This is a genomic window from Microbaculum marinisediminis (assembly GCF_025397915.1).
In the GTDB taxonomy this organism is placed as follows: Bacteria; Pseudomonadota; Alphaproteobacteria; order Rhizobiales; family Tepidamorphaceae; genus Microbaculum; species Microbaculum marinisediminis.
Genome location: NZ_JALIDZ010000001.1, coordinates 71,808 through 86,308, shown reverse-complemented (window position 1 = coordinate 86,308; position 14,501 = coordinate 71,808). Strand labels below are relative to the sequence as shown.

General features: G+C 66.9%; 15 protein-coding genes. 7 read left to right on the top strand and 8 right to left on the bottom strand.

Going from position 1 to position 14,501, the window contains the following annotated elements:
- Nucleotides 1-25: 25 nt before the first annotated feature.
- Entirely contained in the window at nt 26-1,168 is a 1,143-nt protein-coding gene (locus tag MUB46_RS00435) for a PA0069 family radical SAM protein (RefSeq protein WP_261613888.1), read from the bottom strand.
- Between the two features lie 113 nt (nt 1,169-1,281).
- Between MUB46_RS00435 and MUB46_RS00430 the strand changes: the two genes are divergently transcribed.
- Complete coding sequence (locus MUB46_RS00430) at nt 1,282-1,974, top strand: TIGR04283 family arsenosugar biosynthesis glycosyltransferase (protein WP_261613887.1); 693 nt, start codon at nt 1,282-1,284, stop codon at nt 1,972-1,974.
- A gap of 5 nt (nt 1,975-1,979) precedes the next feature.
- Nucleotides 1,980-2,573 (top strand): TIGR04282 family arsenosugar biosynthesis glycosyltransferase, encoded by a 594-nt coding sequence (locus MUB46_RS00425; protein ID WP_261613886.1) that lies wholly within the window; start codon nt 1,980-1,982, stop codon nt 2,571-2,573.
- Nucleotides 2,574-2,599: 26 nt separating this feature from the next.
- Here MUB46_RS00425 and MUB46_RS00420 read toward each other — a convergent pair whose 3' ends face one another.
- Complete coding sequence (locus MUB46_RS00420; protein WP_261613885.1) at nt 2,600-3,583, bottom strand: MBL fold metallo-hydrolase; 984 nt, start codon at nt 3,581-3,583, stop codon at nt 2,600-2,602.
- 381 nt (nt 3,584-3,964) lie between these two features.
- Between MUB46_RS00420 and MUB46_RS00415 the strand changes: the two genes are divergently transcribed.
- A complete protein-coding gene (locus MUB46_RS00415) occupies nt 3,965-5,152 on the top strand; it encodes a sensor domain-containing diguanylate cyclase (protein WP_261613884.1) in 1,188 nt (395 codons plus the stop codon).
- 89 nt (nt 5,153-5,241) lie between these two features.
- Here the strand turns inward: MUB46_RS00415 and MUB46_RS00410 are convergent, their stop codons facing one another.
- Nucleotides 5,242-5,508, bottom strand: a complete 267-nt coding sequence (locus MUB46_RS00410; RefSeq protein ID WP_261613883.1) for a DUF1127 domain-containing protein — start codon at nt 5,506-5,508, stop codon at nt 5,242-5,244.
- 255 nt (nt 5,509-5,763) lie between these two features.
- Between MUB46_RS00410 and MUB46_RS00405 the strand changes: the two genes are divergently transcribed.
- On the top strand, nt 5,764-6,489 hold the full coding sequence (locus MUB46_RS00405) for a helix-turn-helix transcriptional regulator (protein WP_261613882.1): 726 nt from the start codon (nt 5,764-5,766) through the stop codon (nt 6,487-6,489).
- Between the two features lie 6 nt (nt 6,490-6,495).
- On the opposite strand, the gene moaB is transcribed toward MUB46_RS00405, so the two are convergent.
- From moaB to MUB46_RS00385, 4 genes are all read right to left on the bottom strand, one after another.
- Nucleotides 6,496-7,041: a molybdenum cofactor biosynthesis protein B gene (gene moaB / locus MUB46_RS00400; RefSeq protein ID WP_261613881.1), complete on the bottom strand. Its 546-nt coding sequence runs from the start codon at nt 7,039-7,041 to the stop codon at nt 6,496-6,498.
- 26 nt (nt 7,042-7,067) lie between these two features.
- Entirely contained in the window at nt 7,068-7,532 is a 465-nt protein-coding gene (locus tag MUB46_RS00395) for a DUF6644 family protein (RefSeq protein ID WP_261613880.1), read from the bottom strand.
- A gap of 22 nt (nt 7,533-7,554) precedes the next feature.
- A complete protein-coding gene (locus MUB46_RS00390; protein ID WP_261613879.1) occupies nt 7,555-7,959 on the bottom strand; it encodes a DUF6152 family protein in 405 nt (134 codons plus the stop codon).
- A gap of 71 nt (nt 7,960-8,030) precedes the next feature.
- Nucleotides 8,031-8,882 carry a uracil-DNA glycosylase gene (locus MUB46_RS00385; protein WP_261613878.1) on the bottom strand — a complete coding sequence of 284 codons (852 nt, stop codon included), beginning with the start codon at nt 8,880-8,882 and terminating at the stop codon, nt 8,031-8,033.
- An 89-nt stretch (nt 8,883-8,971) separates the two neighbouring features.
- Between MUB46_RS00385 and MUB46_RS00380 the strand changes: the two genes are divergently transcribed.
- The 3 genes from MUB46_RS00380 to MUB46_RS00370 all read left to right on the top strand — a co-directional run bounded on the left by MUB46_RS00380 (nt 8,972) and on the right by MUB46_RS00370 (nt 13,487).
- Complete coding sequence (locus tag MUB46_RS00380) at nt 8,972-10,648, top strand: electron transfer flavoprotein-ubiquinone oxidoreductase (protein WP_261613877.1); 1,677 nt, start codon at nt 8,972-8,974, stop codon at nt 10,646-10,648.
- A gap of 156 nt (nt 10,649-10,804) precedes the next feature.
- Complete coding sequence (locus tag MUB46_RS00375) at nt 10,805-12,577, top strand: tetratricopeptide repeat protein (protein ID WP_261613876.1); 1,773 nt, start codon at nt 10,805-10,807, stop codon at nt 12,575-12,577.
- The gene (locus MUB46_RS00370) at nt 12,525-13,487 is read left to right on the top strand and encodes a 4-(cytidine 5'-diphospho)-2-C-methyl-D-erythritol kinase (RefSeq protein WP_261613875.1); all 963 of its coding nucleotides are present in this window, start codon (nt 12,525-12,527) and stop codon (nt 13,485-13,487) included. The genes MUB46_RS00375 and MUB46_RS00370 overlap by 53 nt, the downstream gene beginning before the upstream one ends.
- On the opposite strand, the gene MUB46_RS00365 is transcribed toward MUB46_RS00370, so the two are convergent.
- On the bottom strand, nt 13,471-14,487 hold the full coding sequence (locus MUB46_RS00365; RefSeq protein WP_261613874.1) for a polyprenyl synthetase family protein: 1,017 nt from the start codon (nt 14,485-14,487) through the stop codon (nt 13,471-13,473). The two genes, MUB46_RS00370 and MUB46_RS00365, sit on opposite strands and share 17 nt — an antisense overlap.
- Nucleotides 14,488-14,501: the final 14 nt, after the last annotated feature.

The following is a 14,501-nucleotide window of genomic DNA, read 5'->3' as shown; positions in this document are numbered from 1 at the left end:
TGGCTTCTCCTCAATGTCTGGTTTTCTAGAACAGGCTCATCTGGTCGCCGGCCGCGAGCGGGCGCTCGAACAGATCGGTGCGCAGCTTGAACTTGGCGCGATTGAGCTTGTTGCGGTCCGCGGCAAGTTCGAAGCGTCGCCCGATGGTCCAGGCGAGCGGGCCCGAACCGGTCATCCGCTTGCCGAACTCAGACTGGTTGTGCTTGCCGTCGCGCGTCTGGGAAACGAGCGACATGACGCGGGCGGCCCGGTCCGGCGCGTTGTTTTCAAGCCATTCGACGAACAGGTCGCGCACTTCCAGCGGCAGCCGCAGCAGAATGTAGCCCGCTTCCGTGACGCCGGCCGCTGCCGCGGCCCCCAGGATCGACTCGATCTCCGAATCGTTGAGGGCGGGAATGACGGGGGCGACCAGAACGGCGGTCGGGATGCCGGCCTCGGCAAGCCGCATCAGCGCCTCCAGCCGGCGCGACGGCGTCGAGGCGCGCGGCTCCAGAGCCCGCGACAGCTTGCGGTCGAGGCTGGTCACCGAGAGCGCCACCTTGGCGAGGCCGCGCTCGGCCATGCGCGACAGGATGTCGATGTCGCGGGTCACCAGCGCGGACTTGGTGACGATGCCGACCGGATGATTGTAGCGGTCTAGCACCTCGAGGACCCGCCGGGTGATGCGCTGCTGCCGCTCGATCGGCTGATAGGGGTCGGTATTCGTCCCCAGCGCGATCATGGCCGGCGTGTAGTTCGGATTGGCGAGTTCCTTTTCCAGCAGCTCGGCAGCGTTCGGCTTGGCGAACAGCTTCGATTCGAAGTCGAGCCCCGGCGACAGCCCCATATAGGCGTGCGTCGGCCGCGCGTAGCAGTAGGCGCAGCCGTGTTCGCAGCCGCGATAGGGATTGATCGAGCGGTCGAAATTCACGTCCGGCGAGTCGTTGCGGGTGATGATGCGCTTCGGCTTTTCGATCGTCACCGTCGTCGCGAAGGGCGGCAGCTCGTCGAGCGAGCCCCAGCCGTCGTCGAAGATCGACCGCGCCAGCGTCTCGTAGCGGCCGGACAGGTTCGAGCCGGCGCCGCGCCCCCGCCGCCGCGTCTCGGCGATGCCGTCGCCGAGACGGCCAGGCCCGGGTTCCGCCGGTCCGGCCTCGATCCGTTCAGCAAGTGGGAATCGATCTGCCATGACCTGGACAATAAATCAGGATCAGGAACATAACAAGAACATCGTGCGGCTTTCGCCCAATTTTCCGTTATACCGGATGGCGCGGCCGCGCCCCCGCGATATAAACCGCTGTAATGCTTACGGTCGTGATCCCCACCCTGGAGTCCGAGCGCACCCTCGTCGGCACGCTGGCGACGCTGATCCCTGCGACGGTGGCCGGTGTCGTCTCGCAGGTGGTGATCGTGGACGGCGGATCGCGCGACGATACGCTCGCGATCGCCGACGAGCTGGGCTGCGACATCGTCTCCGCGCCGCGCGGTCGCGGCACCCAGCTCGCCGAGGGGGCGAGGGCCGCCCGCCAGCCCTGGATTCTGTTCCTGCATTCCGACACCAGGCTCGACGAGGGCTGGCACCGGGAGGCGGCAAGCTTCATCGAACGGGTCGAATCCAGGAACGAGGCCGACCGTCGCGCCGCCGTATTCGGGTTCGCGCTGGACGACTACGGTTTTTCGGCGCGTCTGCTGGAGGTGATCGTGCGGGTCCGCTGCGCCCTGTTCGCGTTGCCCTATGGCGACCAGGGCCTGCTGATCTCGCGCCGTCATTACGACCGGCTCGGCGGCTTCAAGCCGATTCCGCTTATGGAGGATGTCGATCTGGTGCGCCGCATCGGCAGGCGCGGCCTCGTCTATCTGCGCGCCCGCGCCGTCACCAGCGCCGCGCGCTACCGTCGCGAGGGCTATCTGCGCCGCATGGCCCGCAACGCCGGCTGCCTCACCTTGTTCTTCCTGCGCGTGCCGCCGCGCCTCATCGCGCGCGTCTACGGCTGATCCCGGTGAACCGCTGGCTGGTGGTGATGGCGAAACAGCCGCGTGCCGGCCGCGTGAAGTCGCGCCTGGCGCGGGATGTCGGCGCGGTCGAGGCGACCCGGTTCTATCGCGTCACGCTGCAACGCCTGATCCGCCGGCTCGGTCGCGATCGGCGCTGGACGACCGTGCTCGCCGTTTCCCCCGACAGCGCGGCGGGCGATCCCGTGTGGCCGCGCGGCGTGCCGGTGATCGGCCAGGGCGAGGGCGACATCGGAGACCGCATGCAGGCCGTCATGGACCGTCTGCCGCCGGGCCCGGCGACCATCGTCGGCAGCGACATTCCCGGCATCGAGCCGGGTCATGTCGCCGACGCGTTCCATAAACTGGGGCGACACGACGTGGTGTTCGGGCCGGCGACGGACGGTGGATACTGGCTCGCAGGGCTCAGGCGCCGCCCCCGCGTGCCGCGCCTTTTTGACGCCGTACGCTGGTCGACAAAGCACGCGCTTAAGGACACGTTGCGAAACTGCGGCGCCCTGTCGGTCGGCTTCGCCGCGACGCTGTCGGATGTCGACGATGTCGGGGACTGGCGGCGATGGCGACGGGGCGACCCGCGATAGGCCGCCCCGTCTGTATATCGTCGCGCCTACAGGCGCAGCTGATAGCTCACCGGCACCCAGCGGTAGCCGTCGCCGACCTTTTCGACATAGCCGACGGCGGGAAACGGCATGTGATAGCCGGTAACCGGAATCCTGTCGGTCGCCGCCATGTCGAGCACCGCCTTGCGCGTCTTCACGGCCTGGTCCTTGTCGATATCGAAGGAGACGTGCCAGTCCGGCCTCTGGAGCGACACGATGTAGTGGTTGGTGACGTCGCCCCACAACAGGAACGGTCTGCCGGCGCTCTCGATCATGTAGGCGGTATGGCCCGGCGTATGGCCCGGTGTGCCAACCGCGCGGATGCCGGTGGCGACATCCGCACCATCCTTGATGAAGGTCGCCTTCTCCACATGCGGCACCACGTTCGCCGCCGTCAGTTTCGCCACGCCTTCGGCTGGCGTTCCCATCCGGTCCGACGATGTCCAGAAGGCGTATTCCGTCTCCGGGATCACGTAGCGCGCGTTGGCGAACAGCGGCTTTCCCTCTTCCATCAGCCCGCCGATGTGGTCGGGATGGAAATGGGTCAGGACCACCACGTCGATCTGGTCGGGCGAATAGCCGGCCGCCGACAGCATCGAGGCGAGCTTGCCCGCGTTCGGCCGTCGGCCGGCGCCGTTGCCGGAATCGAACATCACCAGTTCGTCGCCGGTATTGACGACGACCGGCGTGAACGAGATCTCCATCCGGTTCGGCGGGAGGAAATTGTCCTCGGCATAGGCCTGCACGGCTTCCGGCGCCTGATCGTTGCCGAAGATCGGGTGCGGGCCGTCGAGCTGGACCGCGCCGTCGGCGATGGTGGTGATCTCGAAATCCCCGAGCTTGAAGCGGTACACCTCGGGCCGCGACGATCCGATCATCGGCGCGTCCGCGCGTGCCGGCGCTGCCAGGCCGCCGGCGAATGCGGGTGCGATCGCCGCGCCCGCGGTGGCGAGCAAGGCGTTGCGTCGGGTCATGCTGAAGCGACGTGTCATGAAAAGAAGTCCTCCCCTGTTGGCGCCCCGCGTCATGAGGCCCTCGATCTACATAACGCGCGAGGCGCCGGCTTCTTCCCGATAGGCGGTGATTTCACGGCATCGTGAAATTTATAGGCGGCAAACGATCGTCCCGTGGCGCGGTTGGGCGTGCCCCGTGCGGTGCAGAATCGAGGCTATGCAAGGAAATCCCGGCATAAGCGCCGGATTTCTCCTAAATCCGGGATAAATGCCGCGAAAAATGGAGTAAATTTTATGTGTCTCCATTGGTGTTTCCTAGACGAATCGCGGGTCAATTTGGGAACCGCGCAGGGATTGGTGGCGTCTTCGCCGACCTCGAGCGCAGGTCACTTTGGCAAGGGCGTTACGGGTCATACTGCCATGAAGGGTTCGTACACGAAGCTGCTGGGCGCCTTTGGCGCGAACGGGTCCCGCAGGTCCCGATCGGTCCTGCCGCAGTCGTGGCTGTCGCAGCTCGGAAAGAGCCGCAGCGACGACGTTGTACTGGGCGAGGTGACGAAGCTTTTTCAGGCCTGCAAGTCTCTCGAGGAGGTTTGCAGGGTCGCCCGCAGCCGGTTGCAGGCGATCTCGCCGAACCTCTCCGGCGGCCTCTACCTGGCCAACGCTGCGGGCGATTACCTGGAAAACGTCATGACGTGGGGCGCGATGGAGGCGAGCGATCAGGTGTTCGCCCCCGACGATTGCTGGGCACTGCGGTGCGGTCGCCCACATCTGGTCGATCACAAGGACAATCTCGTCGCCTGCTCCCACACCCACGTCGAGGACGGCGCGTGGCATCTGTGCCTGCCGCTGATGGCCCAGGGCGAGGCGCTGGGCATCCTCTATTTCCGGGCCCAGCCGGGCGGCGATATGGCGAGGATCAACAAGAACTTGTCCTCGCACGCCAGGATGCTGTTCTACATGAACTTCTCGGAGACGCTGGCGATGGCGCTGGCGAATATCCGGCTGCGCGAATCGCTGCAGCATCAGGCGATCCGCGATCCGCTGACCGGCCTGTTCAACCGGCGCTATCTGCAGGAAACCCTAACCCGCGAGATCAAGCGGGTGATCCGCTCCAAGGAGCCGCTGACCTACGTGGCGATCGATATCGACCACTTCAAAAGATACAACGACACGCACGGCCACGATGCCGGCGACGCGGTGCTCAAGACCGTTGCCGAGATACTCAAGAACCGCACCCGCGGCGAGGACATCGCCTGTCGGCTCGGTGGCGAGGAATTCGCGCTCGTCTACCCGGGGATGCCGACCGAGGTCGCGGTCACCCGCGTGCAGTCGATCCTGCACGAGGTGGAAACGCGCGGGATCACCTACCGTGGCCGACCGCTCGAGCCGGTCACGGTCTCGGCGGGCATCTGCGTCTATCCCCACCACGCGGCGGACCTTGAGTCCCTGCTGCTCTCCGCCGACAAGGCGCTCTATCAATCCAAGAACAACGGGCGCAATCGGGCGACACTTGCTGATCTGGCTGACGAGCGCGAGGCCGAGGCGCCGCCGGTGATGCTGGTGCACAACAACGTCTCGCCCTTTCGCAAGCGCGCTGCCGGCTGACGGCAGGTAGCAGCAGTAACGTGCAGAGGGGCCCGTTGCGAAACGGGCCCCTCTCGTTTCGTCGGTGCAGTGTCCTGCCGGGCGGTGTCCTACCGGTCCAAACCGAGTGGTTCGCCGTTCAGGAACCGCATGCGTTCGCCGGCATGCGTGGTCGCGACATACCCGATTTCGCTGCGGCTGAGACCGATGTCCTTCAGGGTCCGGTCGTCCAGGGCCTGCAGCTCTCGGCTGGTCCGCCAGCGCCAGTATCCGCGCGACAGCATCCGCAGGCTCCACGAGAGGGCCGATGCGATCTTGGTCGAGACGGGGATTGCGGCCCGACGCTGCGACAGGGGGATGACGGGATAGTTCAACATGGCGGCTCTCCTTATGTTTTCCGTGAGGGGCGGCCCGGTGGTCCGGCCGGAAATCCGGTCTGCCGGGCAGCGCGTGTTCGCGTTGGAAAGCACTATGCGGGAGGCCCCCTGACAGCATTCTGTCAGGAGCACTGACAGGCTCCTGACACCGTGTTGTCAGGAGTGCTAGCGTAGGGTCCGCGACGCCTGCCTGATGGGGGGGCATTTGACGGGGTGTCCCCGTCAGGAGGGGTGTCGCGGAAGGGGAGGGCGCTCATGCGCCGGGCCGATCGGCTGTTCGAAATCATCCAGTTCATGCGCCGCAACGCGTCGGGCACGACGCGCGCCCGCGATCTGAGCGAGGCGCTGGAGGTGTCGGAGCGCACGATCTATCGCGATATCCGCGATCTGATGGCCAGCGGCGTGCCGATCGAGGGCGAGGCCGGTGTCGGCTACGTCCTGCGCGCAGGCTTCGACCTGCCGCCGCTCATGTTCAAGGAGCAGGAGATCGAGGCGCTGGTGCTGGGCGCCCGCATCGTCGAATCCTGGGGCGATCGCGAGCTCGCCAAGGCCGCCACCGACGTCATCGCCAAGGTCGAGGCGGTGATCCCGGACCGGCTGCGCGACTACATGGCCAACACGGCGCTGCTTGCGCCGTCCCAGCATTTCATGGAGCCGGTCACCTTCGATCTCGCCGAGATGCGGCACGCCGTGCGTCACCGCCTGAAGGTGCATTTCCGCTATACCGATGTGGTCGGCAAGGCGTCGGAACGGACCGTGCGGCCGTTGTCGCTCGCCTATTTCGGGCCGATCTGGCTGCTGGCGGCCTGGTGCGAGCTGCGCACCGATTTCCGCACCTTCCGGCTCGACCGAATCGAGGACCTTTCCGTCAGCGCCGATCGCTTCGGCAACGAGCCCGGCAAGACGCTGCACGACTTCCTCAGGCGCAAACAGCCCTGGACCCGCAGCTCGCTCGCCACCATCGGCGACGAGAGCGAGTAGGCCGCGTCAGCCCTTCGTGCGCTGCTGGTGCTCGTCGAGGCGTGGCAGGATCTCGACGAAGTTGCACGGCATGTGCCGGTAGTCGAGCTGCTGCTCCAGGATGCCGTCCCAGGCGTCCTTGCAGGCGCCGGGAGAGCCGGGCAGGCAGAAGACGTAGGTCGCGTTGGCGACGCCGCCGGTCGCGCGGCTCTGGATCGTCGAGGTGCCGATTTTCTGGAACGAGATCATCTGGAAGACCTGGCCGAAGCCGTCCATGCGCTTCTCGAACAACGGCTCCACCGCCTCCGGCGTCACGTCGCGCCCGGTGAACCCGGTGCCGCCGGTCGTCAGCACCACGTCGATGCCGTCGTCGTCGATCCAGCTCTTGACCTTGGCGCGGATCGTCTCGACGTCGTCGGTGACGATCGCCCGGTCGGCGAGCCTGTGGCCCGCCTTGGTCAGCCGGTCGGCCAGCATCTGGCCGGACTTGTCGTCGTCGAGCGTGCGCGTATCGGAAACCGTCAGGACGGCGATGGACAGCGGGATGAACTGGCGGGCGAGCGTGTCGGTCATGGCGGGACTATAGCGATCCGCGGGCCTCAGAAATAGCCGATCAGTCGCCCGAGCGTGATGACGCTCAGCCACAGCAGAATGGACGCGGCGGCGCACAGCCTGACCGCACCGGGTATCATGCCGTCGGGCGCCCGGTGGTCGAGACCGAGCGCGATCCCCGCGACGCTGAGGGCCAGCGCTAGAACCGCCATCTTGGCGCCGAAGAAGGGGGACGCGAGATAGTCGTCCGCGCGGGTGATGAACAGCAGCGCCCCGGCCGTGACCGCGACGATCAGCCCGACGGCCGCCATCGGCAGCAACACGCCGGCAAGCGTCTTCCGATCGACGCGGTGCCACAGTCCCAGCAGTCTGAGATCGTAGGAGACGATCGCCCCGAACAGCAGGGCGATGCCGGCGATATGCGCGGTGTTGACCAGCGGATAGAGCCAGACCGAATTCTTCAGCGTTACTGCCAGCGGCAGCCGTTCCAGTCCCGCCAGCGCCTCGAACATGCCGATTGCCGCCCGTCCGGCGCTACGAATCCCGATCCGGATACAGGTCGTGTCTGACCCCGGCGATCATCAGCCATTCCGCCTTCATCAGCCTGGCATCGGGATCGGCGGACCGGTGCCCGTGAGCGGTGACCTCGGTGCCGGGCGCAAGCATCGCCTCGGTCAGGCCGGCGCGATCGTTGCGCCAGGGCTGGCCGATCTCGACGACCCATTCCTCGCCCGCGAACGCGCCTTTGGCGTCGACCGTCATCTCGCCGTGCGGATTGCCGAGCTTCACCGACGTGATGGTGCCGGTCAGCTCGAATTCCTCGCCGGTCGCCCAGCCCCAGCCGTGGTGGGCCAGGGCCTGATCCGGATAAAGCGCCGGACCGGCGCCCGTCGCGGCGGCCAGACCGGTCATCGTGGCCAGAAAGGTTCTTCGGTCCATGGTCATCTCCCGACGCGCCCCTTCCGCTAAGGGGAGATAGGCCGGCGACGCCTGGAGGAAAGGGCGCGGGATTACGTGTCCAGCGCCTTCTTGATCGCCAGGAAATCGCGCCAGGCGAGCCGCTTCTGTGCCGGCTGGCGCAGGAGATAGGCCGGATGCAGCGTGGCGATCGCCTTGATCGTGCGCTTGCCCGTATCGAAGTCGAACCACTTGCCGCGCAGCTTCAGGATGCCCTCCGACCGGTTCAGCATCTCCTTCGCCGCCGCGCCGCCCAGGAACACGACGAAATCCGGATCGGCGAGCTCGATCTGCCGTTCGATGAACGGCCGGCAGATCTGCGTCTCCTGGGGCGTTGGCGTGCGGTTTCCCGGCGGCCGCCAGTAGACGACGTTGGTGATGTAGGCCGAGGAGCGGTCGAGCCCGATCGCCGCCAGCATCTTGTCGAGCAGCTTTCCGGCGCGGCCGACGAAGGGCTTGCCCTGGATGTCCTCGTCGGCGCCGGGTGCCTCGCCGATGAACATGACGCGCGCCTCCGGGTTGCCGTCGGCGAAGCACAGGTTCTTGGCGGTGAAGCGCAACGGGCAGCCCTCGAAGCCCTCGAGGATGTGGAGCAGGTCAACCAGCGTGCGCGCCTCGCGCGCCTTCGTCCGCGCCGCCATCACCGGATCGGGGGCGGCGACCTCGGTCCGGGCGGCCGTCGCCCCGGCAGGGGCGGACTGGCCGCGCGCGCCGGCGTCGGGACCGGGGTCGCCTGCTCCCGACGGATTTGCCGCCGATTCCCCGGGGCCCGGCTCCTTCGCCGCCATCCGGTTGACCGGATGGTTGCCGATCGCCTCGTCTGCGCCGGCCTCCGCCTGCCAGGCAAGCAGGGACCGCGCGGCCGCCCGCGAAGCCTCGTCGTTCAGTTTTTCCCGTTCGCTCACGGTGTTTTTCCACTCCGGTAGTGCGCGGGGGCATTTTAGGCCATAGTGCCGCCGGTTTGCACATAGTCCCGCGTTTGCGGAGGAGAAGTATGGCTGAAGAGAACGAGACCCTGCCCGAACGGGAGTCCATGGAATTCGATGTCGTTATCGTCGGCGCCGGCCCTGCTGGCCTGGCCGCGGCGATCCGGCTGAAACAGCTCGCCGCCGAGGCCGGCGGCGACATTTCCGTGGTCGTGCTCGAGAAGGGCTCGGAAGTCGGCGCTCACATCCTGTCCGGCGCGGTGATCGATCCCGTGGGCATCGACCGGCTGCTTCCCGGCTGGCGCGACGAGGATACACCGATCAAGACCGAGGTGACGGAGGACCGCTTCCTGTTCCTCGGCCATTCCGGCTCGATTCGCCTGCCCAATTTCATGATGCCGCCGCTGATGAACAATCACGGCAACTACATCGTCTCGCTCGGCAATGTCTGCCGCTGGCTGGCGACCAAGGCCGAGGAGCTCGGTGTCGAGATCTACCCGGGCTTCGCCGCCGCCGAGGTGCTCTACGACGACGATGGCAGGGTCATCGGCGTCGCCACCGGCGACATGGGCGTCGGCCGCGACGGCAAGCCCAAGGACGGCTTCATGCGCGGCATGGCGCTGATGGGCAAATACGTGCTGATCGGCGAGGGCGCGCGCGGATCGCTCGCCAAGATGCTGATTTCCAAGTTCGATCTCGACCGCGACGCCGAGCCGCCGAAATTCGGCATCGGCCTCAAGGAGCTCTGGGAGGTCGCGCCCGAAAAGCACAAGCCGGGCCTTGTCCAGCATTCCTTCGGCTGGCCGCTGGATTCGAAGACCGGGGGCGGCTCGTTCCTCTATCACCTCGAGGACAATCAGGTCGCCGTCGGCTTCGTCGTCCATCTCAACTACGCGAATCCCTGGCTGGCGCCGTTCGAGGAGTTCCAGCGCTTCAAGACGCATCCCGCCGTGGTCGACACCTTCGAGGGCGGCAAGCGGCTCTCCTACGGCGCCCGCGCCATCACCGAGGGCGGTTTCCAGTCGCTTCCCAAACTCGCCTTCCCGGGCGGGCTGCTGATGGGGTGTGCCGCCGGTCTCGTCAACGTGCCGCGCATCAAGGGCTCTCACAACGCCATCCTGTCGGGCATGATGGCGGCCGAGCACGTCCAGACGGCACTTGCCGCGGGCCGGGCAAACGACGAGCTGACGGACTTCGACGCGGCGCTGCGCGCGTCCGAAATCGGCGCGGACCTCAAAAAGGTGCGCAACGTCAAGCCGTTGTGGTCGAAACTCGGGCTCTACGGCGGTATCGCGCTCGGCGGCCTCGACATGTGGACCAACACGTTCGGCTTCTCGCTGTTCGGCACGCTGGGCCACGGCAAGCCGGATTCGGCGACGCTCAAGCCCGCCGCCGAGTGCCCGAAGATCGACTATCCCAAGCCGGACGGAAAAATCTCGTTCGACCGCCTGTCCTCGGTGTTCCTGTCGAACACCAATCACGAAGAGGACCAGCCGATCCACCTCAAGGTCGGCGACATGGCGCTGCAGAAGGCGAGCGAGCACGACGTCTATGCCGGGCCCTCCTATCGCTACTGCCCGGCTGGCGTCTACGAATGGGTCGAGGAGGGCGAGGACGCGCCGCGCTTCCAGATCAACGCGCAGAACTGCGTCCACTGCAAGACCTGCGATATCAAGGACCCGAACGCCAACATCAACTGGACCGTGCCCGAGGGTGGCGGCGGGCCGAACTATCCGAATATGTAGCGGGTCTGCCCGGCAATCAGGCGGTGCGACCCCGTTTTTTGGTATGCCCGTCGTTAAGTATGGTTGCCGGGACGCCCCAATTCGTCCATCATTTTGTGAAAGACGAAAAGGCGACCGAAAAGCGCACGGCCGCTAACGCCTAAGGGGCTGACCGATTTGATTGTCAACGGCTTCCACGTACCGCGCCGGACGAGGAATGTCCGGCGTTCGCGGGTTGGTGCGGTTTTCGCCGCGCTCGCCTTTCTCGTGCCGGCACTTGCTTCGACGCCATCGCGCGCCGAGTCGAAGGTCGACGATATCGAGGTGCATTCGCTGGCCGGCAGCTATCTGGCCGGCCGGATAGCCGGCGGCATGCGCGATTCCGCCTCCGCCGCCCGTTTCTTCAGCCTCGCCCTGGAAGCCGATCCCGACAACCTGGCGCTGCTCGACCGCAGTTTCGCCCTGTCGCTGGTGGACGGCGACTTCGAGCACGCGATGGCGACCGCGGCCCATATCGTCAAGCTCGACCCGACCCACCGGGTGGCGCAGCTGGCGCTGGCCGTCGACGCGCTGCGCGGCCGCCAGTACGCGGTGGCCCAGCGCCATCTCGATCAGGCCGGCAACGGTCCGCTTGCCGAACTGACCGTGGCGCTCCTGCGGGCCTGGAGCGAGGCGGGCCTGGGCGATATCGAGCAGGCGCTCGACACCATCGCCTCGCTGTCGGGGCCCGAATGGTACGAGGTGTTCAAGCCATACCACTCCGGTCTGGTGGCCTCGGTCGGCGGTGACGAAAATGCCTCCGGCGCCTATTTCGAGGAAGCCTATTCCGCCGATACCGATGCGATCCGCATCACCCAGGCCTGGTCCCGCCATCTTGCCAAGGTGGGCCGGACCGAGGAGGCGCTCGAGGTCCTGGCGAAGTTCGAGAGCGTGGTTCCCAATCATCCGCTGATCAATGCCGCCCGCGCGGACATCGAGGCGGGCCGGGTGCCGGCGCCGATCGTCAAGACGGCGCAGGAAGGCGCCGCCGAGGTGCTGTACGGCATCGGCTCGGCGCTGGGCAGCGAGAATGGCGAGGAATATGCGGCCGTCTATCTGCGGCTCGGCCTCTATCTGGCGCCGCTGAAGCCACTGGCGACCCTGTCGCTGGCCGACTATTACGAGAAGGTCGGCGATTCGCCGAAGGCGATCGATGTCTATGCGTCGATCCCCGAGGGGTCGCCGCTGCGCGCCAACGCCAACATCCATCGCGCCCTCAATCTCGACGATCTGGATCGCACCGACGAGGCGATCGCCGTTCTCGACGAGGTCATCGTCGCCCATCCCGAGGACGTCGAGGCGATCATCGCGCTCGGCAATATCCTGCGCGGGCGTGAGCGGTTCTCCGAGGCTGCCGATGTCTACACGCGGGCCATCGATCGCATCGGCGCGGCCGAGCCGCGCGACTGGGCGCTCTTCTACTTCCGCGGCATGTGCTACGAGCGCGCCCAGCGCTGGCCGCTGGCCGAACTGGACCTGCAGAAGGCGCTGGAGCTTAATCCCGAGCAGCCGCATGTCCTGAACTATCTCGGCTATTCCTGGGTCGACCAGGGCCTGCATCTCGACGATGCACTCGACATGATTTCCCGCGCCGTCGAGCTGCGCCCCAACGACGGTTACATCGTCGACAGCCTCGGCTGGGCCTACTACCGGCTCGGCCGGTACGAGGATGCCGTGCGCGAGCTGGAGCGGGCCGTCGAGCTGAAGTCCGAGGACCCGATCATCAACGATCATCTCGGTGACGCTTACTGGAAGGTCGGCCGCAAGCGCGAGGCCACGTTCCAGTGGAGCCACGCCCGGGATCTCGATCCCGAGCCGGACGATCTGGCCAAGATCCTCGAGAAGCTGGAAAGCGGCCTTGTCGAGAAGCCCGATCGGGCAGCGATCGAGCTTCGCCGCAACGACGGCTGAGGCCGGGCGTTCCGGTACGGTGGCGAACGCGATTGCCGAGCAGGCGCCCGCCAAGGTCAACCTCGCGCTGGCGGTGACCGGCCGAAGGCGTGACGGCTATCACCTCATCGACACGCTGGCGGTGTTCGCCGACATCGGCGACCGGCTGTCGCTCGCGCCCGCCGCCGGGCTGTCGCTCGACGTGACCGGCCCCTTTTCCGGAGACCTGTCGGACCCTGGGGACAATCTCGTTCTGCGTGCGGCGACGATGCTGCGCGACGCCGCGTTCGAACCGGAGACCGCGCCCGGCGCTCAGGTGCGCCTCGAAAAGCATCTGCCGGTCGCCTCCGGTATCGGCGGGGGATCTGCCGACGCCGCGGCCGCGTTGCGCGGGCTGAACAGCCTGTGGCGCCTCGACTGGACCGAAGAGGACCTCGCCGGTCTCGGCGTGCGGCTTGGCGCCGATATCCCCATGTGTCTGACCGGCCGGCCGCTGCGGGCAACCGGCATTGGCGAGGATATTGCGCCGTTGCGTGACTTTCCGGCGCTCCATCTCGTTCTGGTCAACCCCGGTGTCGCCGTCTCGACGGCCGAGGTGTTCGCCGGCTGTACCGGTCGATTTTCGGGCGATCTGCCCGACCCGTCCGGTATTTCCGATCTGGACTCGGCGCTGGTTTGGCTCGGGGATACGGCCAACGATCTCGAAGGCCCGGCGATCCGGATTGCCCCGGTTGTTGATGCGGTGCTGAACGCGCTCCGTGCCGGCGAGGGCTGCCTGCTGGCGCGGATGTCGGGCTCCGGCGCCACCTGTTTCGGTATCTATCGCGACGACGGCGCCGCGCGCGCCGCGGCAGAATCGATTCGCGCCGCGCGACCGCACTGGTGGGCGGTCGCCACGAAAACGGGTGGCGGCTCTAGTACGTCCGGCTGACGCAGAAATCGACGACGTCGGTCAGCGCCTGCCGATAGTCGCTCTTCGGGAAGATCTCCAGCGCGTCGCGGGCCATGGCGCCGTAGTGCCGGGCCCGGGCGATCGTGTCGTCGAGCGCCCGGTGGGTCGCCATCAGCGCGATGGCCCGATCGAGATCGGCCTCGCTGGACTGCCGGTCGTTCAGGCAGCGCTTCCAGAACGCCCGCTCGTCGTCGTCGCCGCGCCGGTAGGCGAGCAGCACGGGCAGGGTGATCTTGCCGTCGCGGAAGTCGTCGCCGACCCGTTTGCCCAGATTCGCCTGCGCGCCCGAATAGTCGAGCGCGTCATCGACGAGCTGGAAGGCAAGGCCGAGATTGGTGCCGTAGGAGCGCAAAGCCCCGCGCTCGTCGGCGCTGCGGTCGGCCACGATCGCACCGACCTCGCAGGCCGCCGCGAACAGGGCGGCGGTCTTCGCGCGGATGACGGCGAGATACTCGTCCTCGTTGGTCGTCGTGTTCTGGGCGGTGACAAGCTGCATCACTTCGCCCTCGGCGATCACTGCGGCCGCGTCCGACAGGACGTCGAGGGCGGGAAGTGATCCGACCTCGACCATCATCTTGAAGGCCTGGCCAAGCAGGAAGTCGCCGACGAGGACGCTCGCCTCGTTGCCCCACACCATGCGTGCCGCGGCCTTGCCGCGCCGCATGTCGCTCTCGTCCACCACGTCGTCGTGCAGCAGCGTGGCGGTGTGCATGAACTCGACGCTGGCCGCGAGCTTGATGTGCCTACTGCCGTCGTAGCCGAACATCTGGGCCCCGGCGAGCGTCAGCATCGGCCGCAGCCGCTTGCCGCCGGACTCGATCAGATGCGCGGCGACCTCTGGAATCAGCTGCACGTCCGATCCCGTCCGGGACAGGATCATCTCGTTGACCCGGGCCATGTCGCCGGACACCAGGCCGACGAGCCGTTCGATGCCGGCTTCGGATTCCGGCGGTTTCTGGAGTGATACGACGTTCCCCACGCGTTACCTCGTTG

What these genes read in the sequence shown, in the direction of transcription:
- MUB46_RS00435 (WP_261613888.1), bottom strand. Translation starts at nt 1,168, where the DNA reads ATGGCAGATCGATTCCCACTTGCTGAACGGATCGAGGCCGGACCGGCG.
- MUB46_RS00430 (WP_261613887.1), top strand. Translation starts at nt 1,282, where the DNA reads ATGCTTACGGTCGTGATCCCCACCCTGGAGTCCGAGCGCACCCTCGTC.
- MUB46_RS00420 (WP_261613885.1), bottom strand. Translation starts at nt 3,583, where the DNA reads ATGACACGTCGCTTCAGCATGACCCGACGCAACGCCTTGCTCGCCACC.
- MUB46_RS00415 (WP_261613884.1), top strand. Translation starts at nt 3,965, where the DNA reads ATGAAGGGTTCGTACACGAAGCTGCTGGGCGCCTTTGGCGCGAACGGG.
- MUB46_RS00410 (WP_261613883.1), bottom strand. Translation starts at nt 5,508, where the DNA reads ATGTTGAACTATCCCGTCATCCCCCTGTCGCAGCGTCGGGCCGCAATC.
- MUB46_RS00405 (WP_261613882.1), top strand. Translation starts at nt 5,764, where the DNA reads ATGCGCCGGGCCGATCGGCTGTTCGAAATCATCCAGTTCATGCGCCGC.
- moaB (WP_261613881.1), bottom strand. Translation starts at nt 7,041, where the DNA reads ATGACCGACACGCTCGCCCGCCAGTTCATCCCGCTGTCCATCGCCGTC.
- MUB46_RS00395 (WP_261613880.1), bottom strand. Translation starts at nt 7,532, where the DNA reads ATGTTCGAGGCGCTGGCGGGACTGGAACGGCTGCCGCTGGCAGTAACG.
- MUB46_RS00390 (WP_261613879.1), bottom strand. Translation starts at nt 7,959, where the DNA reads ATGGACCGAAGAACCTTTCTGGCCACGATGACCGGTCTGGCCGCCGCG.
- MUB46_RS00380 (WP_261613877.1), top strand. Translation starts at nt 8,972, where the DNA reads ATGGCTGAAGAGAACGAGACCCTGCCCGAACGGGAGTCCATGGAATTC.